Raw genomic sequence first — 24652 nt, 5'->3', positions numbered from 1 at the left:
ATCATTCTCTCCTAAGAATATTACTATCTGAAAAAGGAGAGATATTATGTCACCAGAAGAAACTGAAGTTGATTGGAAAGATTGGATAGTCAACATCGCTATTAATTATGCAGTTCCATTAGCTGGAGAATATTTATCTGATCTAATAAGACAGCATTTTTCTCAAAATCAAAATAAAATGGAGCTTATGTTTAAAAATGCTGTTGATGAAGTATGTTCTAGAGTAGCAGAGCTTCTAGACGATGCATTTAAAAATCAATATTTGTCCGATTGTAGACATGTAAGTAATCAATTAAAAATATATCAAGAGACTCACGATAGAGATGTAATTACAAATGCACAAATTGAATCTTCAAGACTGGCTAGTCGTTTATACGATATGGGATATAAAGCTACAGGAGGTTTTTTTATTGCGGCAAACATGCATTTAGTTTCTTTAAGAGCTCTATCGGAGGTAGACTCCACATATAGAAACACATTGCAGGGGTTTACACAAGATTATATTGAAAAAGGCATGCATTTGAATTCTAAATTGAATGACATAGTAACATCAATTACTCCAGATGAATGTAAATGGGTTACAACTCCATACGACATGTTGGATGGCAGTGGTGCATATCATGATAAACTTCCTGAATTCAGAAAGAGGTATATGGAGATAACAGGTAAAAAAGATAACGAGATTCCTCAGTATGTTACTACGGGGTGGTATGTTCTTCTTTACCAAAAAAGACTTTATCCATACCAAGGTGCTGATTATTTACTGGAATTAGACAATGAACGTAGAGAAGTAGTTCTACAAGCTTGTACAAAAGCTAGGCAAAATCTCATTGAGGAAAAGGCTAATCCCATTAAGAATATTATAAATAGTACAGAGAATGTGTTAAACAATTGGAGAAATTGGAGAATTGAATAAGTGTTGCGAAAACACCTAATCTTATATTTGAAAGGAGGTGAATGAATTGCCACGCGAATTGATAAACGCAAAAATCACACACGTTTCATACGTAGACAAAGCTGCTAATCAAAAGCAGTTTTTTTTCGTTAAGTCAGAAAAAGAAAATGACTTTCAAAAAGAGATCAAGGTCATTGCGAAGGCTGATGATGCACAGCGTCTTGTGTACGGTATTGTATACGAACCCAACGTAGCTGATGCACATGGGGATTATATGACACCAGAAGAAATCGAGAAAGCCGCTCACGGGTTCCTGAAAGATGCACGTGAGATCGATAAGCAGCATGATTTCCAAGGCGGTGTCGGTGAAGTCGTTGAATCGTACATTGCTCCGTCTGACTTTGAAATGGGCGATGAGATGATCAAGAAAGGATCGTGGGTCCTTGTGACGAAGGCTTCCGATGAAATTTGGGAACAGATTCAAAAGGGCGAGATCACCGGATATTCAATGGCCGGAACAGCAGACATAGGAAAACAAGAGCGTGAGCCAGCTTCTGAAGAGAAGGGGCTTTTTTCTTTGCTCAAAAACTTCTTTCTTAAAGGAGAAGTAAAGAACAGATATGACAAAGGCCGCATGCGTCGTGAGTTTTGGGCGGCACAAGAGGCGCTGAATTCCGTTTTGTATAAATGGGATTCTTACGACGATGAAGACTTGGAGACTGATCCTGAAAAGGTGAGGGCAGCACTGCAAGACTTTGTGGAAATCACACAAGAGATTTTGCTTACTGATGACTTGGCTGGGATCCAAAGTGATCCACCTGAAGAAGTCGCAAAAGCTGGCCGAAAGTTTTCAGCTGCTAACTTAACTGAATTGAAAAATGCAAGAGCCGCTATCGACAACTTGCTAAGTCAAGCGGAAGAGAAGGAGGAAGAAGAAGTGAACAAAGAAGATCTGCAAAAGATGCTAGATGAAACAATTGCACCGGTTGTAAAGCGCCTGGATGACCTTGAAAAGGGAGAGGGCGAAGGTCAGCTTGATCCGCAAGAAAACCAAACGGATGAAGCTGTCGCAAAAGAAATGGCCGCAGCTGTAGAAAAGGCATTGGCTCCAGTTGTTGAAAGAGTCGAAGCGCTTGAAAAAGCACGTCCGCAAGGTAATGGAGTAGGGGATGCACAACAACAAGACTTACAAAAATCTGAAACGGTATGGGGCGGCTTGCTTTAAGCCGAGAAAAAGGAGGAACTAGAGTGAGAAATCAGGAGGTAATTAACAAAGCGGAAGTGACGCTGGGTACTTTAAAGACAGGCGGTCTCATGAATCCGACCCAATCTAGCACATTTATTCGTATGGTGCAAAATGCACCAACACTGCTACAAGATGCACGTGTTATTCCAATGGATAGTGATGCACAAAAAATCGAAAAAATCGGTTTTGGTCAGCGGATTCTTCGTCCTGGTCAAGAAGGTGTAGGTTTAACTAATGAGCAAAAGACTGCGCCAACAACAAGCACTGTGGAGCTTAATGCAAAAGAAGTCATCGCTGAAGTAAATATCACATATGACACGCTTGAAAATAACATCGAGGGTGATAATTTACAAAATACTATCATGCAAATGCTTGCTGAGCGTGCAGCCGTTGATATTGAAGAATTGATTTTGAATGGTGATACGAAATCTAGTGATGCATATCTAGCGCAACTTGATGGTATTCGTAAGCAAGCAACATCTCATATCGTAGATGTAGCTGGTGAACCACTTACACGCCAAGTATTCAAGGAAGGTTACAAAGCTGTTCCGCCAAAATACTTGCGAGTTCCACAAGAATTCCGTTTCTACACTTCTCCAGGTCAAGAGGTCGAGTGGAAAGACAAAGTAGCGGATCGTCAGACAGGTCTCGGAGATGCAGCTGTTCAAGGCGGGCTTTCCTCTGCATTCGGTGTTCCAGTCAAAGGTATTGCAAACATGCAGCCTTATGGAATTGAAGAGGGCGGCACAGATGTTTCGGACATTTTATTGACTCATCCGAAAAACATTATCCTTGGCTTCTCTCGTAACATTCGCATTGAAGTTGATAAGGACATCCGTAGACGTAAATTCATCATTGTGTTGACTGCGAAGCTCGACAGCAAGTTTGAGGAAGAGGATGCTGTTGCTAAGATCATCAAGGTCAAGGAGTGATCAATATGTACACAGCTGAATTGATCAAGGGAAAGACATACTCTGTAATGGGTCATGTCTTTCTTTTAAATCAGGAAAAAGAAATTGAGAAAAAGGTCTTTCAATATCTCAATGGCAATGATTTTTTCTCTTGTAAGGAAGTGAAAGCTCCTGTTGATGATCCAAAAACGGATGATCAAACAAAAGAAAAGCCATCGGAAGAGGAAGAACCAAAAGAGGCCGAAGAAGAACCGCAACAAGAACAAAAAATCTACACTGAAACTGAATTGAAGGAAATGAAAAAAGATGGACAAGAAGCCGTTATTGTTGATCTTGGCGGCGATCCGTCTGAGTTCAAGAATGAAAGTGAAAGAATTGCCTTCATCCTCAAGCAACAAGAAAAAGCAGGAGAGTAAGGCTGATGCTGATCTCTCCTGAAGAAGTTAGGGCGTATAGCGTATTCGAGAGCGTGAAAAACCGCTCGGATGAACTATTGGAAAGTGACATCATTGAGGCTGAAGCTGAGGTATTTAAGATCGCAGGTCATGATTTCACAAGTGAAAAATATCAGCCGCTTCCTGAAAAGGCGAAGATCGCATTGATTAAAATGGCGCAGTTCTTCGCGCTGATCAACGGGGATGAATCAATCATCAAAGGGTACAAGTCAGAAAAGATTGGCGACTACTCTTATACACTGGCAGACGGGAACGCCGTTTCAAAACCAGATGTGTATAACCTGTTGATAGATTTCATTGAGCCAGGAGAACCGCCAGAAGATCCAGGTAACGTCAAATTAAGGTTGAGATCGCTATGAGCTATCAATCATTATTAACGGATCGATGCGATATATATCACTTGCAAACAGAGCAGCTGTCAAATAATCATTTTGGCGTGCCGGTTCAAGATGCACAGCCGATCTTTTCATATCCTGATGGGCCTGATCAAGTTGCGCAGCCATGTTATTTTACGGAGAAAAACCAATCCATCACACAGCAGGAGCCAAACGCAACCATTCATCAATCGTACCTTGTTCATTTTCCTATTACCGCTGATGTCCGAGTAAATGACAAAGTAGTATGGGAGGGCATTGCTCTGAAATTGCAAAAGCCCAGGAAGATTAAAAACCATCATATTGAGGTGGTAGCCACGAGGAGTGAAAGCCTATGAGGATAGATGGTCTTGATCAATTCATTGAGGACTTGAATGCGGCGGTGAATGGTGGATTGCAAGCAGAATATGAAGAGTGGCTTGAAGGAATGGGATATGAGTTTCTAGATATTGTTCAGGATGAAGTTATCCGAACAAAAACAGTAGATGCTCGTCGTTTGCTCAACTCATTTCAAAAGGGAGACCAAGAAAACGTCTTTTCGATGAGCAGTGGCAGCCTGACGTTGGATGTAGGGACCAACTTGGAATATGCATCTTACACAAACGATGGACACTTTACGATTGATCCTAGTAAAAATCAGGATAGTCGATGGGTTCCTGGCAGATGGGTTGGTGATCGTTTTGAATACGATCCAAACGCTGAAACAGGAATGCTCCTGAAATTTCAATGGGTTGAGGGTAGCGGCTATTGGGATAATGCAATATCCATCTTTGAACAGATGTTTGAACAATCATTGGACCGCAAGCTGCAGCAATGGATCGATGAACAATTTGGGCGGTGATTAGATGAATCAAGAAGTCGGCGCCATCATGAATTATTGTTATAGGAAGTTTCCTGTGAAGGTCTACGAAAAGAAAATTCCGGAACAGTTCCAGGTCCCATCGATGTACTTTCCGGCAGCTTGGGTCAATACAAGAAACGATACTGTTTCAACGTTTCTTAAAACCTACACGCTGCATATTAAAGTGTTTCACAAGGACTCTGAGCAGGCTCATGATGCAGCTGAATCGATTGTAGATGCCTTGTCAGCTGATCGGAATATCATTCAGATGGTTGCTGAAGACGGTGAACCGCTCGATCAATATATGCGAATCAAGAGAGCAGAAACTAGGAATGGTGATCAAGGCGTGGCAACGATCGTCCTCACATGGGATAGCGCCTATTGGTACAACCGAGACGCGCAGCCAAGTCTAGACGACATAAATTTTTCAGATGGGGTGATAAAAAGTGGCCAAGAATAAAAGCGAGCCGGTGAAAGAAGAGAAAGTGACACCAGTTGTTCCAAAGGAACCGGGGTTCTCATTTGAAGCCTTAAAGGAGCACAGCAAGGAATTGTTTGGCGTAAAGCCAGAAATTCTTGAAGGTGCTCTTTTTTATATCAAAGATCAACCAATTACAAAAACAGAAGCAAAGAAGCAGATTGATGCTTTTTTGTCTAAGGAGGTTTAAGCATGAATGGAGGTACTTTTACACCAGGTACAGAGAAAAAGCGTCCTGGTATCTACTTCAATTTCAAAACCACAGCACAGCAGCGAATTACTTTAGGCGATCGCGGCACCGTTGCGCTTCCAATCACGATGAGTTGGGGAGAGCCTAAGACGTTCATCTCTATCTCAGGCATCGAGGACTTAAATAAAAAAGTCGGGTTAAACATCGATGACAAATCACTGCTTCTTTTCCGAGAAGCGAAGAAAAAAGCACAGACGGTTCTTTTATATCGCTTGAATGAGGGTGAACCTGCAAAGGCTCAGATCAGCGAGAATTTCAACGTTCTTGCCAATTATGGCGGACAGAAAGGTAATGAGGTCACGATCCAAGTCACTGAAAACGTATTGGACAGCTCCAAGCGTGATGTGGTGACTTACGTTGGTACAGACATTGTTGATAAGCAGGTTGTCACTGATGTCAAAGAGCTGAAGCAAAACAAATATGTTTCATTCTCTGGTGAAGGTGAAGTGACAATCACTGCTGGTGTAACACTGAGCGGTGGGAAAAACGGTGTGCCAAGCGTGGCAGATTACACAGCATTCCTTGAAGCAGCTGAAACAGAATACTTTGACGTGATCGCGCTGCCTAATAACACTAGTGAGCAGTTAAAAGCGACATTTGTGGCCTTCGTCAAGCGTTTGCGTGATGATCAAGGTCGGAAGATACAAGGCGTATTGCCAAACTACGCAGCTGATCACGAAGGAATTATCAATGTCACAAGCGGTGTGCTGCTAGAAGACGGTACAGAGATCACGCCAGCCAAAGCAACTGCATGGGTGGCCGGTGCATCTGCAGGAGCCAACTTCAATCAGTCACTGACATTTGTTGAATATGAAGGTGCTGTGGATACATTAGAGCGTCTTGATAATGATCAAGTTGAATACCGCTTGTCACAAGGCGAATTCTTGTTCACGTTTGATGCGCGTGATCGGACAGTGAGCGTCGAGAAAGATATCAACTCTCTGACAAGCTACACAACCGAGAAGAACAAGACATTCGGGAAAAACAAAATTGTCCGAGTGCTCGATGCGATCAACAACGATCTCACTCGTGAATTGAAGAATCTGATTAAATTACGCAAAGCCAACGGAAATGACATTCCGGCATCTGATGATGGGCTGCAGCTGGTGAAAACACTCATCACGCAATATCTCACGCAGCTCCAAGATGGATCTGGAATCACTGGCTTTGACTCTGAAACAGATATTACGATCGCTTTAAATGAAGATCGTGACGGTTTCTTGATTGATCTAGCTGTTCAACCTGTTGATGCAGCTGAAAAATTCTATTTCAATGTAGAGGTGAAATAAGATGGCTTTTAAAGCTCAAAATACCATTTCAGGTAAGGAAGGGCGTCTTTTCCTCGATGGTGAGGAATTGGCGTTTATTAAAACGTTTGAAGCGAACGTGGAGAAAAACAAATCAGAAGTTAACGTAATGGGCCGTCGTATGACCGGTCACAAGACAACCGGTGCGAATGGTACTGGCACAGCGACTTTCTATAAAGTCACATCACGTTTCGTACAGTTGATGTTAAATTACGTGAAGAAGGGACAAGATTCGTACTTTACCATTCAAGCTGTACTTGATGATAAGTCGTCTGGCCGCGGCACCGAGCGTGTCACATTGTTTGATGTGAACTTTGATTCAGCAAAGATCGCAGGGCTTGATGTGGATTCAGAAGCACTGGAAGAAGAGGTTCCTTTCACGTTTGAGGACTTTGATCTTCCTGAAAAGCTGAAGGATTCTTTTTAACTTCTAGTTTGATTTATAGAAGAATCGAATATATAATCAATATATAATTATTTGTTGCGGTTGGTTTATCTAAATTGCAACTTGCGTAGAATAAAAAGAAGCCAGGATGCGCTAACATCCCGGCGATGTACAATGAGGCCCTCAAGGGGCTGGCTTATCAATCTGATAGTATTAAGGATAGACTTTCCCTTTTACCTACCACAGCTCAAGGGGAGTCTATTTTTTGTTTATATACGTCAACAAAGCAAGGATAAACATCCCGAATAAAAGCATTAGGGAAATCGCTTGGAACGTTGACATGAGCATCACCCCCTTCCTATCGGGGATGAGCCAGACACCCTTGAGCAAGCCGTTCATATGTACGATTTATATTATACATGAAAAGATTGGAAAGCACATTCAAAAAATGGATGTGCTTTTTTGTATTCAAAAAAACAAATCAAAGGGAGTTTTTAAACATGAGCGAAAAACAAACAAACAACGTATATGATCTTTCATTCTTTATGCCAGGACAAACAGCTGAGACAGAAGAAATCAAATCAATCATTTCAAAACGCTTTGTTGATAAAAAGGGTGAAGTGATACCATTCGTCTTCAAAGCCATTACAACTGAACGTATTGATGAACTGGAGAAAGAAAACACGACTTACAAGAATGTCAAAGGTCGAGGACGTGTGAAAGACTTGGATTCTCAACGCTTCTATGCACGTATTGCGGTTGAATCAACTATTCATCCTGACTTTAAGTCAAAAGAATTGCGCGAAGCATACGGCACACAAGATCCGGTCGAAGTGGCAAAGCGTGTCCTATCTGTCGGCGGTGAATATGCGAACTGGTTAAACAAAGCCATTGAGGTCAACGGGTTTGAAGATGAAATTGAAGACCTTGAAACAGAAGCAAAAAACTAATAAAGGACGGGAATAAAGAGGCTGTGTATTTGTATTACTGCATGCATGAGCTTCATTATTCCCCGTCCCAGCTTTTAGAGGTTTATGAAGCGCCAAGGCAATTCAAAGCCTTTTTGTTTGGGTTAATAGCCCACAAACTCGAAGTATTAGAAAAAGAATCAAAGAAAGGGGGATAAGACATGGCTCATTTGACAGCTCGGTTTGATTTACAAGACCGGATCACGCGTAAATTGCGTTTGATTAGAGGAGATATGGAGAGGCTTGATAGATTGCGTCGCAGATCAGAGCGGCCAATCACTTTAAGGATCAGGGACAATGCCACGATTGCATTAAGACGTGTGCAGCGATTTGTATTGCGTGACCTTGCGCGAACATATCAGCTGACACTGGATGTAAATGATCTGGCCACAAAAGCATTGCGAAAGTTCAATGGCTTCTTACAACGCAAGATGCCACGTACTCATAGCGTGCTGATGCGCATTAAGGATCAGGCAACACCAGGGCTTGTCAGGCTGCGTCGTTATATCAACCGTAACTTTGGCAAAGTAGAACGGTTTGCCATAACGGTCTATGATCGGGCAACAGCGGGAATCAAACGTATTGCATCCTATGCAGCACGTCAACTTGGTCGAGGCTACAGCTATACAATTAGAGCCGTTGATATGGTCCGGCGCACGGTAAGCCGTATAGCGTCGTATACTCGGAATACCCTCGGTACTGAATACAGGGTGGCGATTAATGCGATTGATCTTTTCACCGCTCCAGTTCGTGGGGCTGTCTCATTTGCAAATACCCATTTGGGACGGACTTACACAACCACAATTAAGGTCCTTGATCTTATCACAAAGCCATTACGGGGGATTGTGTCAGCTGTGACTAGCACACTTGGTTTGCTTGGAGTCGGTGCCGGTGCAACAGGTGGTATTGTTGTGCCGCTGAAAATGGTAGCGGATCGACAGAACATGACCACAGCTTTTGAAACACTTCTCGGCAGCAGAGGGAAAGCAGATGCACGTTTGGATGAACTGACGGCCTTCGCAGGACAAACGCCATTTACTCGTGATGAGATTTTCGAGTCAAGTCGTGTTCTCCAAGTATTCACAGGGAACGCTCTATCGACTACAGAAGGAATGAAACTAGTCGGGGACGTTGCTGCAGGTGTTCAACGGCCATTTTCCGAAGTTGCGCTATGGATGGGGCGTTTATATGACGGCATTAAATCGGGGCGTCCTATCGGTGACGCAACGGCAGCTCTGCAAGAAATGGGGGCGATCTCTGGTGATGCCAGAGGTAAGCTCGAAAAACTTGCAAAGAGCGGCAAGGACATAAATAAAACTTGGCCGGAAGTCACGAAGGAATTCGGCAAATACAATGACATGATGATCAAAATGTCGGACAACTTGGCCAACTTATTTCTGGGTGTCAAATCATTCATCAACAACAGCATTCTTATGCCTTGGGGTAAAGGACTTGCAGCCGCATTTCAGCCTGCTCTTGAAGCGTTCAGAACGTGGCGTGGAGAATATTCCTTTGTATTGACTGACCTTTCTAACAAAGCTGAAAAGGCTGGTAAAGCCTTTGCGAAGAGCTTTTTAAATCCGACCAAAAGCGTGTTCGGATTTATTGGAGATCAGTTTAAGATTTTGTTTCCTGGAGAAAAACTCTCCAAGAAGCAAATGAAAGAACTGAAGGTCAAATTTAAAGACAATCCTAAGTTGAAGAAGCACTTTGAACAGCTTGAGAAATATCGAGATATGAGCTTTGAGACAAGATGGAAGCTCGTCCTTGATAACACGAAGGATGTTTTCGGAGCGTGGTGGGATAAGACTGGGAAACCAGGTCTTTTCAAAATGGCCGAGAATGTCGGGAAGACTTATGGCGGTATCATCAACGGCGTGATCAACGGTCTACTTGGTATTGATGACAAATCATCCGAGGACAGTTTCACTGATGCAGGAGCCAAAGCAGGGCGTATTTTCATAGAATCATTTTTAGAAGCCCTTGATCCTGCACAATTAGGCATTCGTATCACTAAGAAGATCGGTGAGATCAACTTAAATGCCCTTACTGGCGAAGGTTCAATTGCTGGTGCTTTGATTGCTAATGCGTTTGCGCTCGCATTCCTCGGAAAAGTTGCCACTTTATTAAAGCCACTTAAATCCATTCTTTCAGGAGCTTTTGCTGTCTACAAATGGGGCAAAGGTTTAAGAGGAGGAATGGGAGCAGGAACAAGCGGTGGTGTAATTGGCGGAGCTGGTGGAGCAAGGCCGCCAAGGAACCCAAGGCCACCTGAATATCATCAACCTTGGATTAATAGAGGTGAGCCTGTACGACCACCGACAATGCCAAATCAAGGACGTGGAGGCGGTGGATTTTTAGGCAGTATCGGGAAAGGTGCAAAGAGTATCGGAAAACGTATTCCTATTCTCGGTACACTGATTGCTGCAACAGAGTTAATCGGTATGAATAATGACAACAAAGGTGAAAAGATCGGTGGGTTTGCTGGAAATCTAGGTGGCGGTATCGGTGGTGCCGCGATAGGAACAATGATCGCTCCTGGTATCGGAACAGCGATCGGTGGAGTATTAGGCAGCATCTTTGGCGGCGATCTCGGTAACTGGATCGGTAAGATGTTTGATGACGGGACCATCAAGAAGAAATGGGATGAGCTTGTCAAAGGTGCAGAAAATGCAGTCCAATGGATTAAAGAAACATGGAGCACTGTTTCCGGTTGGTTCAATGATAATGTTCTAACACCTATTACAACGTTCTTCGAAGATACGTGGACATGGATCACAGAGAAATGGGGTCAGCTTTCTTCATGGTTTATGAATAACGTCTGGCTCCCTATTTATAACTTTGCAGTACCAATCATCAACTTTGTAGTTGGTGTTTTTGTCGTGGGATGGGAATTGATTAGTACCGTCTGGGGAGCTGCATCAACTTGGTTTATGGACAACGTATGGACTCCGTACGGACAAATCGCAGTAGCTGCTATCACTCTTGTATGGAACAAGATCACCGAATTATGGAACTGGATACAAATCACCTGGTCCGTTTTCTCAGCATGGTTCATGACTTACGTCTGGGAACCATTTGGATCAGTGGCGATTGAAGCCATTGTATGGGTGTGGAATAAACTAACCGAGTTCTGGAATTGGGTTCAATTCGTATGGGGCACGTTTGCGGTATGGTTTGATACTTTCGTTTGGCAACCGTTTAAAACATACGCTTTGCCAGCAATCATGTTTATCTGGAACTTGTTTAACACTACATGGAACCGGATTAAAACATCATGGGTGGTGCTTGCAGCTTGGTTTGATGAGTATGTGTGGCAACCATATAAAAAGTATGCAGAGCCAGCGATTACCTTCGTGTGGGAGAAATTTCAGGATGCATGGAGAATCATCAAAGGTATATGGAAAGTAGTGAGTGGATGGTTTGATGAAAAAGTATTTCAACCATTGAAGAGACATGCTGAAAAATTAACAGAAATATGGAATGGGTTTTTCGGTTTAGTTGGTAAAGTAGTTGGTAAAGCAAAAGAGATTACTGGAAAAGGATTTAGTTTCTTTGAAAGAAAAGGCGAAGAAAAAACAGGTATGAAAAAAGTCCCTACTAAGGGGAAAAAGCCAGATCAGAAAGCCACAGGCGGCTATATCACCCAGCCAACCTTATCATGGGTCGGTGAAGCTGGTAACGAATTTGTCATTCCAACTCAAAATAACCGAGGGCGCGGAAAGATGCTGCTTGCACAGGCTGCTTCTCATCTTGGAATGTCTGTTATGCCAAGCGGTGCTTCACCAACATCTCCAGCAAGCTCATCTTCTCCAATGAGACCGGCAGCCGCTTCATCAGTTTCCACTTCTGCAGGTGGATCGGTATCAATTGGAGACGCGGGCAACGCATCAAAATACGGGGAACAGTTCACGTCTGAATTCGAGAAGGGACTAAATAATAAAGTCATCTCAATGGAGCAATGGAAACAAGCTAATATCAAGCAGCCATTTACTCAAATTCAGGCAGCGACTCCGCTGTATGGTGCACAAACTGTCACCGGCTTTGCGGCAGGTCAAAACATGACACCAACTGGCACAGGTCAATTCTTAGATCAAAATGTTAGACAACCTTTCTTATCCGCTCGCCAAGAGTCTCCTACATGGGGAGCTGGACTGATTGACGCATTTAACAGCGGTATGAGGTCAAAAGGAAGTGAAGTGACACAAGCAGCCAAGGACATGGCCAAGAAAGTGGAACAAGCCTTCCGCGAAGAATTAGACATTCATTCTCCTTCACGTGTCATGATGAGTCTTGGAAAGTTTGCATCGATCGGTGTCGTCAAAGGTCTTGATTCGGTTGACGTGAAGAAATTCGCTGAGAATCAAGCGGGTTCCTTAATCGCTGCGTTTAGCGGAATGGGTGCATCTAACCTGAGTGTTCAACAATGGCTCATGGCTGCTCTAATGGCAACCGGCACATCAATGAGCTGGCTACCTGGTTTGATGACGATCGCGCAGAATGAGTCACGTGGAAACCCGAAAGCAATCAACCTATGGGATTCAAACGCCAAGAGAGGAACGCCGTCTAAAGGATTAATGCAGACCATTGATCCGACCTTTAATTCTAACAAGGCAAGCGGCATGAATAACATCTGGAACCCGATCCATAATGCTGCAGCTGCTATCAATTACATCAAAGGCAGATATGGAAGTGTCTATAATACGCCTGGATTGAGAAGCATCAGAAATGGTGGACCATATAAGGGGTATGCAAACGGTGGTCTAATCACGCAAGAACAAATCGCTAGAGTCGGTGAAGGAAACAAGCGTGAATGGATTATTCCTGAAGAGCGTGGCATACGTGGTCGCTACTTGTTGGCTCAAGCTGCACAGGCTTTAGGAATGGACGTATACGATCCGGCCACTGCTGCATCATCTGAGCTTTCACAAGGGCAGGTGCAAACAGTAACAGCTGGCACAGCAAATGCACCGTCTGCTTCAGGTAGATCAAAACAGATCATCATTAATTTTAATGGTGAGCAGCATTATCATAATGGCCAAGACGCAGAAAACCTTGCAGAGAAGATCAAGCAGATGCTCATTGATGAGTTAGAGAATGAAATCAACACAGGAACGAAGGGAGTCGTGATCGATGGCTAAATCAAAATATCAATTGTGGATTTCGCAAGGGAAGGACAAATTACGATTCCCTGTTCTTCCTGAGAAATTGGAACTCAATAACAACGTACAAAATGAAACGGTAAAGGTCGCCTCTTTTGGCGAGCTCACATTCTTGGATGTACCAGGGGCTCGCCAAATTTCATTTACAGCCTTTTTTCCGAAGAAGTATACACCGATCGCTGAATATAAAAGCATTCCATCACCAGAGAATGCAATTGCCAAAATAGAGCGGTTCATGAAGTCAAAAAAGCCTGTACGCTTTATCGTTACTGGAACCAAAATCAATATGCAATGCAGCATAGAAAGCTTCAATCACAATGAAGGTACGTATGACGTCGGCGATCGTGAATTCACGCTGCAGTTAAAAGAATACAAAACCGCATCACCTAGAAAAATCAAACGGAAAGCCAAAAAGAGCAACAAAAAACGCAGCTCAAAAGGCGCACCAAAAGTGTACACCGTTAAAAAGGGTGATACCTTGTGGGATATTTCTGGCCGTTTCTATGGTGATAGCACAAAATGGCGGCGCATTTGGAATGCGAATAAAGCCGCGATGATCAAAAGAAGTAGACGCAATATTAGACAACCAGGGCATTGGATTTTTCCTGGTCAAAAATTAAAAATACCACAATAGGGGTGATCCGATTGATAGAACTCTTTGCAGTGCGGAGCGGGACCATGTATGAGCTTGTGACAGAGAGCGTCACGCTTCGTGGTCAAAGGTATCAAGCTCCCCGATCTATACAAGCAAATATCGTGACTAAACAGGGTTCACAAAAATATTACAGCATCAAAGAGGGTGACACGGTTCTTTTCAAGTGGAAAGGAAAAGAACTCTTTCGAGGTACAGTCTTTGCAAGAACGCCGAAGGACGAAAAGCTCACTTTTACTGCTTACGACATGCTTCAGTATTTGGTGAAGAACCAGGATGTCTATGTCTTTGCAAATAAGAGAGCTGATCAGATAATGAAACGGCTTGGTCAAGATTTTCAGATCCCGATGACGTCAATCGCTAACACTGGCCATGTCATTAAATCACTTGTATTCAAAAACGATACAAGCCTTTATGACATCATTTTGCAGGCTTTAAGAGAAACAAAAAAGCAAACAGGACGTAACTATCAAATCTATTCTGCTAAAGGCAAGATGGGGCTGAGAGCATGGCCTGATCCGTCCGAAGTATGGGTCATTGAATCAGGCGTGAATCTCATTGATTATCAGTACAGCACCTCGATTGAGGAAACGGCCACACGTGTGAAGATGAGAGCAACACACGTGGATAAAATTAAGGTGCTGAAGAAGGAAAAAAAGAAATCTAAGACTACTGACAAAGATAAGAAAACGACCAAACCAACAAAGCCAAAAAAACCAAAGATGGTCACGCAAAAGAAAGAGATTGAGATGCTGGCTGTGGCGAATGATAGTGCTGCTAGAAGCAAATACGGCATCCTGCAGCACGTCGAAAGAGTGTCAGGGGAGATCAACCAAGCACAGCTGCAAAAGAGAGCAGATGTCCGTCTGGCTCAAAGGAAAGGCGTAAAAAAAGAGCTGAAAAGCATTCAAGCTCTAGGTATTCCTGGATTACAAAGCGGCATGCCAATACGCATCATCATTCCTGATATCGGTATCAAAAAAACGTACTGGATCGATCAAGATAGTCACGAATTCAAAGGAACCAAACACACCATGACGATTGATGTCGTTGAAAAGAATACGATCCCAACGGGGAACCAGACATGAAACTAAGCGAGGCAATTAAGCGATTGGCTGTCGATGCTGTGGATGCACAATCGCCAACTGACTTGATACTTGGTGATGTGGTGTCTGTTTCCCCTCTTAGTGTTCGACTCAATGAGAATGATAAACTCATCATTCCTGAAGAACTTCTTATCTGGCCAGCCCGCTTAGACGAGGGAGAAGATGATGAGCTAGAAGAAGGCGATAGTGTCATGGTCCTTGCGATGACAGGCGGACAAACGTTTTACATCTTAGATAAAGTAGTAGGAGGTGGTTCATAATGGCTCTTTCACCTGAAGAAGAGATTGAGGATTTGGATGAGGACGAAGAGGATATTGTTGAACCTTCGACCACCTACCGTATCGACTTCGAGTCAGGACGTCTAACCAATGAAAAGATCAATGGTCTTGATGCCATTCGCCAATTCGTCTATATGGCCTTAAGAACGGAACGATATTCACATGCTGTTTATAGCCATGATGTAGGATGTGAGGTTCAAGAAGCTGTGTCTGATGAAGAATCAACGGATGAATACAAGGAGATGGAGATTCCGCGGCTCATTGAAGAAGCTCTTTTAGTAGATGAAAGAATTGAAAGTGTGCAAGATTTTCAAATCATTAAAGAGGGGGCAGCCTTTAAGGTGATATTTGAAGTGGTGACAGATGAAGGAACCTTGGAGATCGAGGAGGTGATTGGCGAAGATGTTTGAAGAACAGTCTTATGAAGCCATCATGGAACGCATGTTGGAAAGAATACCTGATGACATAGATAAAAGAGAAAACAGCGTGATATGGAATGCGTTGGCTCCTGCAGCTGCCGAACTTGCTCAATCTTATATATGGCTAGACCAGGTATTCGATCTTGTCTTTGCAGATACAGCTCAGGGGGAATTTTTAGATAGACGAGCTGCTGAAGTGGGGATCACACGTAAAGCGGCCACAAGTGCTGTATGGTCCGTTGATGTGACACCTAAAACTATCAGAATACCAACTGGATCAAGGTTCTATATCGACAATTTGTACTTTCAATATCAATCTGACGGCACGCTGAAGTGTGAAACGACGGGTGCTGTAGGCAACGGGAATTTTGCAGAACTGCCGCTCCTATCGCTCGATAACATACCGGGTTTAGAATCAGTCATTTTCGAGGAGCTGAAAATACCTGGTCAAGAAGAAGAAGACGATGAAGCTCTATATGAAAGGTACTTGATGAGGGCAAGGCGAGAAGCTGTCAGTGCCAATAAAGCACATTATAAAAAGTGGGCTGAAGAAGTTGAAGGAGTGGGCAGGGCAAAGGTTTTTCCTCTTTGGAATGGTGAAGGCACAGTAAAAGTTGTCATCACTGACGGGAATTTTGATGTGGCGACGGACCTGCTTGTCAATAAGGTACAGGAGTACATTGATCCGGTTCCTGGCGAAGGAGAAGGCCAAGCACCGATTGGAGCCACCGCAACCATCGAGAGTGCTAAGTGGAAAGATGTTGAGGTGTCCCTATCAGTGGAGCTTAAAATGGACTATTCACTTGAAGATGCTCAACAAGAAATAGAGGAGAAGATCAAGGCTCTCCTAAAATCACTTGCTTTCGAGGAGAATGTGATCAGAATGTCAGCGATCAACGACATTTTGTATCATGCGGATAGTGTGTCTGATTATGCGGATGTCTTGATCAACGGTGAAGCCAAAAACTTGCCCCTCCAAGACATTGAAATCCCGCGTCTAGGGCAGGTGATCGTCAATGAGCAAGTATGATGATATGAAAGCCTATCTACCCTCCTATCTAACGGAGATCACAGATTTTGATGAGCTCATGAAATCCGAAACTCCTGAAATGGAAATGCTAGACGATTCTATTTTTGATATGACTGATCAGCTTTTTCCGATCACTGCCACATGGGGTCTGAATCGATGGGAAAGAATGCTGAAGGTGCAGCGTGAATCAGGTGATTCGATTGAATTGAGGAGGGCACGTATTTTGAATCTGATGTCCAACATTCCACCGATCACGTATGCATCACTAGAAAGAGCGGTGAATCGGTTCTTGAAGAACCCTAGCGCAGTGGTTCGTTTAACGACAGGCCGCTATCATTTCTCGTTACGGGTGAACCTAGATGATCTTCAAAACACAAGGTACATTGTAGAAACGCTTGAAAACTTAAAGCCTGCGCACTTGGCTTACAAATTCACAAGCATTCATCATACGGATGTTCATGAAATCAAAGACTATCACAACCGGCTCACACTGCGCAGCAGAGTGGGATTTTTTGATCACATCCCGATCCTGCTTAATGGGGAGTTTTTACTTAATGGCACTTTTTATCTAAGCGGATCGCGCAATTCAACATATATTCCAGTACATTTTAGACAATCTTTAAAGATGGCCATGAAGCTGAAAAAAGAAATGAAAGTTCTTGGACGTACAAAATATGTCATGGTAGGAGCCAAACACGAAACTAATCAACAAGCGTCTCTTAGACTTCGATCATGTTTAAAAAATGTACTGAAAGAAAAAAAGAAAATGACATTCCGTATGGTTGCTTATGTATCAAATGAGCAAAGCGGAAGTGTAACCATTAAGCAGAAATATTGGACGCTTGATGGATCGGTACCGCTAGACGGTTCAAAATATCTAGCTGCCACATCCAAAAAAATAGATTTATAAAGGAGGATCATAATGGCTGATCAATTAACCGTTACAACGCTTTATGCTCGCCAACAAATGGCAAAGGCTAGAGCGGAGGGAACTAAGCTCACGAAAGTGGTCAAGATGGCTTTTGGGAATGGCGGAACGAAGGACGGGAAACCAATCTCCTTGGATGGCACAGAACAAGAATTAAAGAGTGAACTTGTTCAAAAGGACATTGATTCCTATAAATTTATGGAACCAGCCAAAATTCGCTACACCTGCACCATTGCTGAAGGAGAGCTTGCTGGAGAAGTCATCAACGAATTGGCTCTTGTTGATGAAGATGGAAAGTTTACGGCCATCCGTACCATGACAGACAAGCAAAAAGATGGTGACATTGAATTCATCTTTGAGATTGATGATATTTACTAGGAAAGGAGTGCTCATCGATGGATATTAAATCTCCTAAAGTGTTTGAAACAAGCGACAAAGCTCATGCGGATCTGTTCAATGACATGGTGAAGGTATTACTTGAAAATGATGCCGGGCTGTTAGAACAATTCGTTGGCCATATTGAAGATACTAAGCCGCATGCATCTGAAGCAGAGAAGAAGAAATGGAATGAATCGCAGATATATAAGATCACAGCTGATGACGGCAAATACTTGATTTCTGTTCCAGCTGACAAAAATATTTATGATGCTATTAAAGACAAAGGGACCTGTACTTTCATTGCAGCCCCAGGTGTAGAGGATTCTCCAGCGCCTAGTAACGCCTATTTGAGAGGAATACAGACTGTTGGCCAAAACAACATCGGAACCGGTTTTGCGGTAGACACGTCAGGTAATGCCTATTACTTCTACTATAATTCTACCCATATATCTATCACTTGGACGCAGCTTCCGACAGCAGCTGAAAAAGATAAATGGAACAGTGGCCAACTCTATAAACTGACGCAAGATTCCGGGGATCGCAAGCCGCTTCCAACTGTTTTGAATGGAACCGATATCTTGTCTTTACCACCTGGTCGTTATTATGCAGCAGGTCAATACCTTACAAACAAACCGACGACAAACGATTCATCGTACTTCAATATTGATGTTGAAGGCGCAGAAACAAGAAAAGACATTCGTTTATGTAGAAGTTTTGACAATCTGTACTGGTTCGGAACCGTTCATACTGGCGGCGTCTTTAAAGGGTGGAAACAAGTTTTAACAGTGGAGGATATGGCAAACAGCACTTTTGTTGATACTTATGATCAAGATAATTCATCTATTTCAGCCGCAGAAAATGTTGCAACAAAGCTTGTTTTTGGCGCAACACGAGCGGATGAATTATCAGAGTATAACCGCTCTCGTGCTGAAATCACACTGAAAAACAGTGGGCTTTATTTGATCAGACTTTATGTCACTAGTAATAACATTACAGTCGGATCAGATAATATCTTGGCCTGTTATGTCAACGGATCAGAATACCAGAGGTTTGGAAACTGGAATCCAGCGACATCATCAAGTACGTGCGTGCTTTATTTATTACAAAAATTTAAAGCTGGAGATAAGGTAACTTTCTATATAACGCCAAGAGGGACCAACAAAACAGTATCAATAAACACAGCTTATGTAACGATGTCTCAATTGAGATAGGAGGGAAAAAATGAATAAGGCGCTAGCGATCAAATATTTATACCCAAATGCGGAACTAGGTGAGGATTATTCGGTTCGGGATGATGGAGAAGGACAATTTATAGACAAGTGGTTATTAACCGAACCTATACCTTCAGATGAAGAGTTGGATGCTGCATGGCAAGAGTATTTGAAATTAGACAATGAACAGCCTATGACTCAGGTTGAAAAACAATTGCTTCTTATTGGAGAACAGTTAGCGAAAGAAAAAATCGCTCGCCAACAGACAGAAAGAGTAAATGCAACGTTAGGGCAGCAGCTTGCAGAAATGCGAATAGAAATCCTTAAATTAAAGGGAGGGTTTACAGATGAATCTTAATTTCTGGGTGTTAGCGTTATTTTATAAATGGGCCACTACTGAAATGGTTAAACAAGCAATGTCGTTTAAGGATTGTTCAATTGAAGAACTAGAAGAGGGCGTTCAAGAGGAATATGTTACACATGATCAATACAAAGAAATAACCGGTGAAGTATATAAAACGCCAGAAGCCGAGTAGAAAGGCTTTTTATTTTGCCTTCTTTAAGGAGGTGGACAAAGTGAAGGAGTAGGTGAGTATGGTGGAAATGGATTTGACTCAATATTTAATGACACAAGGACCCTTTGCGGTTCTTTTTTGTTGGGTACTGTTTTACGTATTAAACACAACAAAGGAAAGAGAAAACAAGCTCAATGAGCAAATCGAGGCGCAAAATGATGTGTTAGCAAAGTTTAGTGAGAAGTACGACGTAGTGATCGACAAACTCGATAAAATTGAACGGAATTTAAAATAATAGGGGGAAACAATTATGAAAAACTTCGACAAAGGCACGGTGATCCGCACGGTGCTTCTATTTATGGCATTGATCAACCAAACGTTAATTCTATTTGGCAAGCCAATCTTGCCGATCAGCGAGGACCAAGTGACATCTTTGGCTGAAACGTTGTACCTTGCTTTCTCAATGATCTTCACAATCGTAACAACCCTGGTGGCATGGTTTAAAAACAACTATGTGACTGACAAAGGCAAGTTACAAAAAGAAGTCCTGAAACAAAAAGGATTAACGAAGTAAGGAGCTGCCATGAGGTGGCTCTTTTTATATTAAATTGATCAAAGGAGACGATGAACGTGGTAAAGATCATTCAAGATTATATTTCAAAGAGCAACGGGAACAGACCAGGCAACTATATGAAACCTTTATATATTACGGTTCATAACACTGCAAATACGTCCAAAGGCGCCAACGCAGCGAGTCACGCTGCATTTGTCAAAAGGTCTAGTACAGCGGTGAGCTGGCACTACACGGTGGATGAAAATTGTATCTATCAACATTTGCCTTTGAACGAAAACGGATGGCATGCGGGAGACGGTCGGGGAACCGGAAACATGAAGTCGATAGGCATTGAGATTTGCGAAAACGTAGACGGCAATTTTGAAAAAGCGGTCGAAAACGCTCAATGGCTAATTCGTCAGCTGATGCAGGATCAAGGTATTCCGTTGGCCAATGTTGTTCCCCATAAAAGATGGAGCGGTAAACAATGTCCACGAAAGCTGCTTAATCGCTGGGACAGCTTCAAGGCGGGTATTGCAACCGCTCATACAGGGGAAAAGGCAACAGCGAAGCCGGCGACACCTGTAAAAAACACACCATCCAAGCCAAAAGCGAGTAAGCCTAAAAAAACGTTTAACTTACCATCTGGCATCATTAAAATAACAAAGCCTTTGACAAAGGGCGCTGGAGTAAAAGCATTGCAGGAGGCTCTGGCTGCTGTGTATTACTACCCCGATAAAGGCGCAAAAAATAACGGTATTGACGGATACTATGGTCCAAAGACAGCGAATGCGGTCAAACGCTTCCAGCTCATGCATGGTCTTGTTGCTGACGGCATCTATGGTCCAAAGACTAAAGCAGCTCTTCAAAAAGCATTAAAAAAATGAATGAAGTAAATCCCCTGTCCTTTGTAGGATGGGGGATTTTTTTGTTTGTTGATTAGTAAGGTCAAACAAGTAAACTTTCTAACAAATCTAAAGCATTTGCACCAATAAAAAACATACATATTCCTATATATATTCATGATCTTTATTGTTAAAATAAGGGTTAATACGTATTGAGAAAGGGGAAAAAAAATGATCTTTATAATACGTTTAATCAGCCTAATGATAATAACGGTTTTCGCTATCTACTTAATAAATTTGTACATACCACAATTATTGATAGCAGTATATATTCTATCAATAGGAGCTTTAATATTCTTATTGTTTTATACGTTTTATAATTTTGTAAAAAAAGGGAGGGAAAGATAATATCTTGTAGAAGTCTGTAGAAAGCGAGGTAATAAATAGGAGGATTACAAAATTGAAAAGATTAACTACTTTAGTCCTGTGTTTGCCGTTAGTGTTTAGTCTATTTGGATTTAACCCAAAAGCTGAGGCATCTGAAACATCTGAAAAAGATGAAATTAGGCAGTACCTAGAAACCAATGTAGCATTATTACGACACACCTTTGACAATCTCCCAAAACAATCTACTAAAGATCAAATTGATAGAGCCATCGAAGAACACTACAAAAAATACCCAACACCTCAGAGAATAAAAAACACCTCATTAAATGAACTTGATGTCTTTCCTGAACTAGAAGAAAAGTATAAAAAATTAAAAGATCAGGATATTAAACTACAATATTCCACTGACGAAGAACTAAATAAAATGGATATTCTTGAAAAAGTCTATACTTTTAAGAAAGATAACTCTACTGTAAGAGTGTTTCTCGGAGATATAGGTGACATAGAAGTGATGGAACACACTTCTACTCCGGACAACTCAACTTCAAAAGATGCAAGTACCCAAGCTGTTACGAACATGGAAAAAAACACAGCTACAGCTTATGCTGTACTCGGTGGCGCTAGGGTATATAATGTTTGGGCTGAAGGGAAATTTGAGTATAACAAGAAAAAGAAAACAGTAAAAGTTGTACACAAAGATGGAGATTATAGAAAGTTTATCGCTGGTTCCCTGCTATCTATTGAAGAAAAGAAAATGGGCGCATCAAGAGTTGCTGACCAAGGTAATTACGTTTATAGGGAAGTATATACAAGGATTTATGTAGAAGCCATTTTAGGTTTTAAATTTGGAGGAGTTGTGTTCAATTCTGGTCTTGCCGAAGTGTATGTAGGTGCTGGTTCTAATGGTGCTACTTATGGAGGGCAAAAAAAACTATAAATAATAAATTACCTCGCTAAAAAACACCCTTACTCATTGTTAGGGTGTTTTTACATTTAGTATATCTGCAAACCGTATAAAGTTTGTGTCACCACTATCATCCTTCACACGAAATTCCTTTCGTAGATGATCCACATATACAATGCGCCCGCTTACTTTGCGCACAAAGCCGTCATCATATAACTCAAAATCCAGCGGCAAGTCTTCGCTCATTGCCGAAGATATAATGAACTCGAATTCTTCGACTTGTTCTTCGCTTAATACCGGACGTTCTATCTTCTGCTTCGCAAGGTGTAATTGACGCAATGCCTCGTTATGTTCAGGCAAGATGAATTTCATCTTCCACCTGTTTTGATCCTTCCGATCATCCCACATACTATCACCTCAAAAGGAATTATAACCGAATGTTTGTTCTGTGTCTAAGTTTGAGTTATAATAAATTTATATACGGTTTACCCGCGGAAACGGGGATTTAAAAAATTCGTATATTTCAATGATTTACTTCTTTATCAATCCACTATTACTCATGTATTACTCACACGGCTCCTTTGCAGGAGCTCTTTTTTTGTTCTTTTTGCGGTATCTTTTCGGTGCTTTGTAAATTCCTGTATGTAATAATATATGTAATATAAGGGAATTTTGTGGAAGGGGAGTAAGGGATGGAGAAAGTTCTTTCTTCACATGTTGGTGTGAAAATAAATGAATGGTATAAAATGATTCGGCAATTCAGTGTTCCAGATGCTGAGATTTTGAAAGCTGAGGTAGAACAAGAAATTGAACGAATGGAAGAAGACCAGGATTTACTGATTTACTATCAATTGATGTGCTTTCGCCATCAACTTATGCTTGATTATATAAAACCCTCAGAGCAGCGCTCTATATCCATTGCAGACTTAGTTGATAAAATAGAAAACTCCAATCATAAATTGTCCGGCATGCTGCAGTATTACAACGCGTTTTTTCGCGGAATGTATGAGTTCAGTATAAAAGAATATGTACAGGCAATCCAATACTATAAAATAGCCGAGAAACAACTTACGCTAGTTATAGATGAAATTGAGCAAGCCGAGTTTCACTTCAAGGTGGCTGAAGCCTACTATATTATGAAACAAACTCATGTTTCCATGCATCATATCATTAAGGCGCTTGAAATTTACGATCAGTATGAGTTATACAAGATTAGAAAAATTCAATGCTTATTTGTAATTGCAGGAAATTATGATGATTTGGCTCGACACGATAAATCAATTCCTCATCTAAAGAATGCAATTAAAATTGCAGAGGAAATTGGAGATCAAAAAATCCTAACTAAAGCATTTTTGAATATTGGCCATACATTTGATAGAGACGGTCAATGGGATGAAGCTATCAATTATTTTGAGAAGGCTATTCAAAAGGCAGATGATGATTCGGAGCTTCTTACCAAATTGTATTTTGCGATTAGCTGTACGCAATTTAAAGCAGGAAGACTTAAAGAAGGAGAAGCATCTTTAAAACAAGGAACTAATATACTTGAGGAAGCCCCTAATAAGCTTTATGAAAATCTATTTACCTTCTTAGAAGCGGTTTATGTTAATAATATAAATGAGGAGCAGCTGGCCGAAGTGTTTCAGTATCTAGAACAGAAACAGCTTTTCGCTTACGCTGAGGCATGCTATATAGTGTATGCAGATGAGTATGGGAAACAAGGTCAATTTGAAGAAGCAACAGCTGCTTATCAAAAGGTATTAGAAACACAACTCAAAATTCAGAGAGGGGATTGTTTGTATGAGTTTTAAGAAGGGTTTTACGATGATTGCTCTAACTGTGGTTGCAGCTGCAGGATTGTACACTATTGCAACTGATCGAAACACGACATCGATAGAAATACAAAAAATCGATCGAAACACGACTATGATCGATCGAAACACAACTTCTCAAAACGTATAGGCAAAATTAAAACAGACCCTGCATGGTCTGTTTTTTTATGGGGACGGATTGGGGACCAACCCTTTCAGTTTTGTTCAGAAATGAAAATATTTATTCAGAAAGGCTCATCATAGAACCTTGTTAAATCAGTCTTTTTCAGAGAACGTCTGTTTGCTTCGGGTGATGTCGTTCACCCTGCCAGCGTAGCGCTCTCCCAGCTGAGCTAATGCCCC

32 protein-coding genes are annotated in these 24652 nt (G+C 41.8%); 30 read left to right on the top strand and 2 right to left on the bottom strand.

Annotation, left to right across the window (positions count from 1 at the left end; genetic code table 11):
* Positions 1 to 46 precede the first annotated feature (46 nt).
* Genes NSS92_RS19185 through NSS92_RS19135 form a run of 11 tightly spaced genes read left to right on the top strand, consistent with a single transcriptional unit; the run spans position 47 to position 7184 of the window.
* Positions 47 to 916, top strand: coding sequence for a hypothetical protein (locus tag NSS92_RS19185; RefSeq protein WP_340870330.1), 870 nt, complete (start codon positions 47 to 49; stop codon positions 914 to 916).
* Between the two features lie 46 nt (positions 917 to 962).
* Positions 963 to 2120 (top strand): XkdF-like putative serine protease domain-containing protein, encoded by a 1158-nt coding sequence (locus NSS92_RS19180; RefSeq protein WP_340870328.1) that lies wholly within the window; start codon positions 963 to 965, stop codon positions 2118 to 2120.
* Between the two features lie 23 nt (positions 2121 to 2143).
* Complete coding sequence (locus NSS92_RS19175; protein WP_106048419.1) at positions 2144 to 3073, top strand: phage major capsid protein; 930 nt, start codon at positions 2144 to 2146, stop codon at positions 3071 to 3073.
* Between the two features lie 5 nt (positions 3074 to 3078).
* Positions 3079 to 3468, top strand: coding sequence for a YqbF domain-containing protein (locus NSS92_RS19170; RefSeq protein WP_340870326.1), 390 nt, complete (start codon positions 3079 to 3081; stop codon positions 3466 to 3468).
* Positions 3469 to 3473: 5 nt separating this feature from the next.
* A complete protein-coding gene (yqbG, locus tag NSS92_RS19165; protein WP_340870324.1) occupies positions 3474 to 3866 on the top strand; it encodes a protein YqbG in 393 nt (130 codons plus the stop codon).
* Positions 3863 to 4219 carry a DUF3599 family protein gene (locus tag NSS92_RS19160; RefSeq protein ID WP_340870322.1) on the top strand — a complete coding sequence of 119 codons (357 nt, stop codon included), beginning with the start codon at positions 3863 to 3865 and terminating at the stop codon, positions 4217 to 4219. Before yqbG ends, NSS92_RS19160 begins: the two co-directional genes overlap by 4 nt.
* The gene (locus NSS92_RS19155; RefSeq protein WP_340870320.1) at positions 4216 to 4722 is read left to right on the top strand and encodes an HK97 gp10 family phage protein; all 507 of its coding nucleotides are present in this window, start codon (positions 4216 to 4218) and stop codon (positions 4720 to 4722) included. Before NSS92_RS19160 ends, NSS92_RS19155 begins: the two co-directional genes overlap by 4 nt.
* A gap of 4 nt (positions 4723 to 4726) precedes the next feature.
* Positions 4727 to 5182, top strand: a complete 456-nt coding sequence (locus NSS92_RS19150) for a phage portal protein (RefSeq protein WP_340870318.1) — start codon at positions 4727 to 4729, stop codon at positions 5180 to 5182.
* A 25-nt stretch (positions 5183 to 5207) separates the two neighbouring features.
* The gene (locus NSS92_RS19145; RefSeq protein ID WP_340870433.1) at positions 5208 to 5390 is read left to right on the top strand and encodes a hypothetical protein; all 183 of its coding nucleotides are present in this window, start codon (positions 5208 to 5210) and stop codon (positions 5388 to 5390) included.
* A 2-nt stretch (positions 5391 to 5392) separates the two neighbouring features.
* Complete coding sequence (locus NSS92_RS19140; protein ID WP_335350960.1) at positions 5393 to 6739, top strand: phage tail sheath family protein; 1347 nt, start codon at positions 5393 to 5395, stop codon at positions 6737 to 6739.
* Between the two features lies 1 nt (position 6740).
* Positions 6741 to 7184: a phage tail tube protein gene (locus NSS92_RS19135; RefSeq protein WP_340870313.1), complete on the top strand. Its 444-nt coding sequence runs from the start codon at positions 6741 to 6743 to the stop codon at positions 7182 to 7184.
* 216 nt (positions 7185 to 7400) lie between these two features.
* Here the strand turns inward: NSS92_RS19135 and NSS92_RS19130 are convergent, their stop codons facing one another.
* A complete protein-coding gene (locus NSS92_RS19130; protein ID WP_229200408.1) occupies positions 7401 to 7457 on the bottom strand; it encodes a putative holin-like toxin in 57 nt (18 codons plus the stop codon).
* A gap of 185 nt (positions 7458 to 7642) precedes the next feature.
* Between NSS92_RS19130 and NSS92_RS19125 the strand changes: the two genes are divergently transcribed.
* From NSS92_RS19125 to NSS92_RS19045, 17 genes are all read left to right on the top strand, one after another.
* Positions 7643 to 8092, top strand: a complete 450-nt coding sequence (locus tag NSS92_RS19125) for a phage tail assembly chaperone (protein ID WP_340870309.1) — start codon at positions 7643 to 7645, stop codon at positions 8090 to 8092.
* A gap of 29 nt (positions 8093 to 8121) precedes the next feature.
* Entirely contained in the window at positions 8122 to 8268 is a 147-nt protein-coding gene (locus NSS92_RS19120; RefSeq protein WP_095117862.1) for a hypothetical protein, read from the top strand.
* A gap of 3 nt (positions 8269 to 8271) precedes the next feature.
* Complete coding sequence (locus NSS92_RS19115) at positions 8272 to 13251, top strand: transglycosylase SLT domain-containing protein (RefSeq protein WP_340870306.1); 4980 nt, start codon at positions 8272 to 8274, stop codon at positions 13249 to 13251.
* Positions 13244 to 13906: a LysM peptidoglycan-binding domain-containing protein gene (locus NSS92_RS19110; RefSeq protein ID WP_340870304.1), complete on the top strand. Its 663-nt coding sequence runs from the start codon at positions 13244 to 13246 to the stop codon at positions 13904 to 13906. The genes NSS92_RS19115 and NSS92_RS19110 overlap by 8 nt, the downstream gene beginning before the upstream one ends.
* A gap of 11 nt (positions 13907 to 13917) precedes the next feature.
* Positions 13918 to 15012 (top strand): XkdQ/YqbQ family protein, encoded by a 1095-nt coding sequence (locus tag NSS92_RS19105; protein WP_340870302.1) that lies wholly within the window; start codon positions 13918 to 13920, stop codon positions 15010 to 15012.
* Positions 15009 to 15290: a DUF2577 family protein gene (locus NSS92_RS19100; protein WP_003212795.1), complete on the top strand. Its 282-nt coding sequence runs from the start codon at positions 15009 to 15011 to the stop codon at positions 15288 to 15290. Before NSS92_RS19105 ends, NSS92_RS19100 begins: the two co-directional genes overlap by 4 nt.
* Positions 15290 to 15718 carry a DUF2634 domain-containing protein gene (locus NSS92_RS19095; RefSeq protein WP_340870299.1) on the top strand — a complete coding sequence of 143 codons (429 nt, stop codon included), beginning with the start codon at positions 15290 to 15292 and terminating at the stop codon, positions 15716 to 15718. The genes NSS92_RS19100 and NSS92_RS19095 overlap by 1 nt, the downstream gene beginning before the upstream one ends.
* Positions 15711 to 16757 carry a baseplate J/gp47 family protein gene (locus NSS92_RS19090; protein ID WP_340870296.1) on the top strand — a complete coding sequence of 349 codons (1047 nt, stop codon included), beginning with the start codon at positions 15711 to 15713 and terminating at the stop codon, positions 16755 to 16757. Before NSS92_RS19095 ends, NSS92_RS19090 begins: the two co-directional genes overlap by 8 nt.
* The gene (locus tag NSS92_RS19085; protein WP_340870294.1) at positions 16744 to 17667 is read left to right on the top strand and encodes a YmfQ family protein; all 924 of its coding nucleotides are present in this window, start codon (positions 16744 to 16746) and stop codon (positions 17665 to 17667) included. The genes NSS92_RS19090 and NSS92_RS19085 overlap by 14 nt, the downstream gene beginning before the upstream one ends.
* Positions 17668 to 17679: 12 nt before the next feature.
* Positions 17680 to 18063, top strand: a complete 384-nt coding sequence (locus tag NSS92_RS19080; RefSeq protein ID WP_106065091.1) for a phage tail-collar fiber domain-containing protein — start codon at positions 17680 to 17682, stop codon at positions 18061 to 18063.
* Positions 18064 to 18080: 17 nt separating this feature from the next.
* Complete coding sequence (locus tag NSS92_RS19075) at positions 18081 to 19274, top strand: hypothetical protein (protein WP_340870289.1); 1194 nt, start codon at positions 18081 to 18083, stop codon at positions 19272 to 19274.
* Positions 19275 to 19284: 10 nt separating this feature from the next.
* Positions 19285 to 19632, top strand: coding sequence for an XkdW family protein (locus tag NSS92_RS19070; protein ID WP_226803876.1), 348 nt, complete (start codon positions 19285 to 19287; stop codon positions 19630 to 19632).
* Positions 19622 to 19810, top strand: coding sequence for an XkdX family protein (locus tag NSS92_RS19065; protein WP_106156812.1), 189 nt, complete (start codon positions 19622 to 19624; stop codon positions 19808 to 19810). Before NSS92_RS19070 ends, NSS92_RS19065 begins: the two co-directional genes overlap by 11 nt.
* Positions 19811 to 19871: 61 nt before the next feature.
* A complete protein-coding gene (locus NSS92_RS19060) occupies positions 19872 to 20084 on the top strand; it encodes a BhlA/UviB family holin-like peptide (protein WP_008344062.1) in 213 nt (70 codons plus the stop codon).
* Between the two features lie 15 nt (positions 20085 to 20099).
* Complete coding sequence (locus tag NSS92_RS19055) at positions 20100 to 20363, top strand: phage holin (protein WP_340870284.1); 264 nt, start codon at positions 20100 to 20102, stop codon at positions 20361 to 20363.
* 56 nt (positions 20364 to 20419) lie between these two features.
* Positions 20420 to 21229, top strand: a complete 810-nt coding sequence (locus NSS92_RS19050) for a peptidoglycan recognition protein family protein (RefSeq protein ID WP_340870282.1) — start codon at positions 20420 to 20422, stop codon at positions 21227 to 21229.
* Positions 21230 to 21647: 418 nt separating this feature from the next.
* Positions 21648 to 22511, top strand: a complete 864-nt coding sequence (locus NSS92_RS19045) for a hypothetical protein (RefSeq protein ID WP_135032775.1) — start codon at positions 21648 to 21650, stop codon at positions 22509 to 22511.
* A 39-nt stretch (positions 22512 to 22550) separates the two neighbouring features.
* Here NSS92_RS19045 and NSS92_RS19040 read toward each other — a convergent pair whose 3' ends face one another.
* On the bottom strand, positions 22551 to 22850 hold the full coding sequence (locus tag NSS92_RS19040; RefSeq protein WP_340870279.1) for a YolD-like family protein: 300 nt from the start codon (positions 22848 to 22850) through the stop codon (positions 22551 to 22553).
* Positions 22851 to 23170: 320 nt separating this feature from the next.
* Here NSS92_RS19040 and NSS92_RS19035 point away from each other — a divergent pair, with 320 nt between their 5' ends.
* Both NSS92_RS19035 and NSS92_RS19030 read left to right on the top strand, forming a co-directional pair.
* Complete coding sequence (locus NSS92_RS19035; protein WP_340870277.1) at positions 23171 to 24289, top strand: Rap family tetratricopeptide repeat protein; 1119 nt, start codon at positions 23171 to 23173, stop codon at positions 24287 to 24289.
* On the top strand, positions 24279 to 24440 hold the full coding sequence (locus NSS92_RS19030; RefSeq protein ID WP_340870275.1) for a RapH phosphatase inhibitor: 162 nt from the start codon (positions 24279 to 24281) through the stop codon (positions 24438 to 24440). The genes NSS92_RS19035 and NSS92_RS19030 overlap by 11 nt, the downstream gene beginning before the upstream one ends.
* The last annotated feature ends 212 nt before the right edge of the window (positions 24441 to 24652 follow it).

The organism is Bacillus sp. FSL M8-0166, from assembly GCF_038008825.1.
GTDB lineage: Bacteria > Bacillota > Bacilli > Bacillales > Bacillaceae > Bacillus > Bacillus safensis.
The sequence above is the reverse complement of the archived record's forward strand: the minus strand, read 5'-3'. Positions and strand labels throughout refer to the sequence as shown.

Bases quoted from the DNA above. Each gene is read 5' to 3' on its own strand.
- NSS92_RS19070 (WP_226803876.1), top strand. From the start codon at position 19,285: ATGAATAAGGCGCTAGCGATCAAATATTTATACCCAAATGCGGAACTA.
- NSS92_RS19080 (WP_106065091.1), top strand. From the start codon at position 17,680: ATGGCTGATCAATTAACCGTTACAACGCTTTATGCTCGCCAACAAATG.
- NSS92_RS19090 (WP_340870296.1), top strand. From the start codon at position 15,711: ATGTTTGAAGAACAGTCTTATGAAGCCATCATGGAACGCATGTTGGAA.
- NSS92_RS19030 (WP_340870275.1), top strand. From the start codon at position 24,279: ATGAGTTTTAAGAAGGGTTTTACGATGATTGCTCTAACTGTGGTTGCA.
- NSS92_RS19065 (WP_106156812.1), top strand. From the start codon at position 19,622: ATGAATCTTAATTTCTGGGTGTTAGCGTTATTTTATAAATGGGCCACT.
- NSS92_RS19150 (WP_340870318.1), top strand. From the start codon at position 4,727: ATGAATCAAGAAGTCGGCGCCATCATGAATTATTGTTATAGGAAGTTT.
- NSS92_RS19075 (WP_340870289.1), top strand. From the start codon at position 18,081: ATGGATATTAAATCTCCTAAAGTGTTTGAAACAAGCGACAAAGCTCAT.
- NSS92_RS19040 (WP_340870279.1), bottom strand. From the start codon at position 22,850: ATGAAATTCATCTTGCCTGAACATAACGAGGCATTGCGTCAATTACAC.
- NSS92_RS19170 (WP_340870326.1), top strand. From the start codon at position 3,079: ATGTACACAGCTGAATTGATCAAGGGAAAGACATACTCTGTAATGGGT.
- NSS92_RS19095 (WP_340870299.1), top strand. From the start codon at position 15,290: ATGGCTCTTTCACCTGAAGAAGAGATTGAGGATTTGGATGAGGACGAA.
- NSS92_RS19055 (WP_340870284.1), top strand. From the start codon at position 20,100: ATGAAAAACTTCGACAAAGGCACGGTGATCCGCACGGTGCTTCTATTT.
- NSS92_RS19085 (WP_340870294.1), top strand. From the start codon at position 16,744: ATGAGCAAGTATGATGATATGAAAGCCTATCTACCCTCCTATCTAACG.
- NSS92_RS19155 (WP_340870320.1), top strand. From the start codon at position 4,216: ATGAGGATAGATGGTCTTGATCAATTCATTGAGGACTTGAATGCGGCG.
- NSS92_RS19140 (WP_335350960.1), top strand. From the start codon at position 5,393: ATGAATGGAGGTACTTTTACACCAGGTACAGAGAAAAAGCGTCCTGGT.
- NSS92_RS19100 (WP_003212795.1), top strand. From the start codon at position 15,009: ATGAAACTAAGCGAGGCAATTAAGCGATTGGCTGTCGATGCTGTGGAT.
- yqbG (WP_340870324.1), top strand. From the start codon at position 3,474: ATGCTGATCTCTCCTGAAGAAGTTAGGGCGTATAGCGTATTCGAGAGC.
- NSS92_RS19115 (WP_340870306.1), top strand. From the start codon at position 8,272: ATGGCTCATTTGACAGCTCGGTTTGATTTACAAGACCGGATCACGCGT.
- NSS92_RS19110 (WP_340870304.1), top strand. From the start codon at position 13,244: ATGGCTAAATCAAAATATCAATTGTGGATTTCGCAAGGGAAGGACAAA.
- NSS92_RS19185 (WP_340870330.1), top strand. From the start codon at position 47: ATGTCACCAGAAGAAACTGAAGTTGATTGGAAAGATTGGATAGTCAAC.
- NSS92_RS19135 (WP_340870313.1), top strand. From the start codon at position 6,741: ATGGCTTTTAAAGCTCAAAATACCATTTCAGGTAAGGAAGGGCGTCTT.
- NSS92_RS19125 (WP_340870309.1), top strand. From the start codon at position 7,643: ATGAGCGAAAAACAAACAAACAACGTATATGATCTTTCATTCTTTATG.
- NSS92_RS19035 (WP_340870277.1), top strand. From the start codon at position 23,171: ATGGAGAAAGTTCTTTCTTCACATGTTGGTGTGAAAATAAATGAATGG.
- NSS92_RS19160 (WP_340870322.1), top strand. From the start codon at position 3,863: ATGAGCTATCAATCATTATTAACGGATCGATGCGATATATATCACTTG.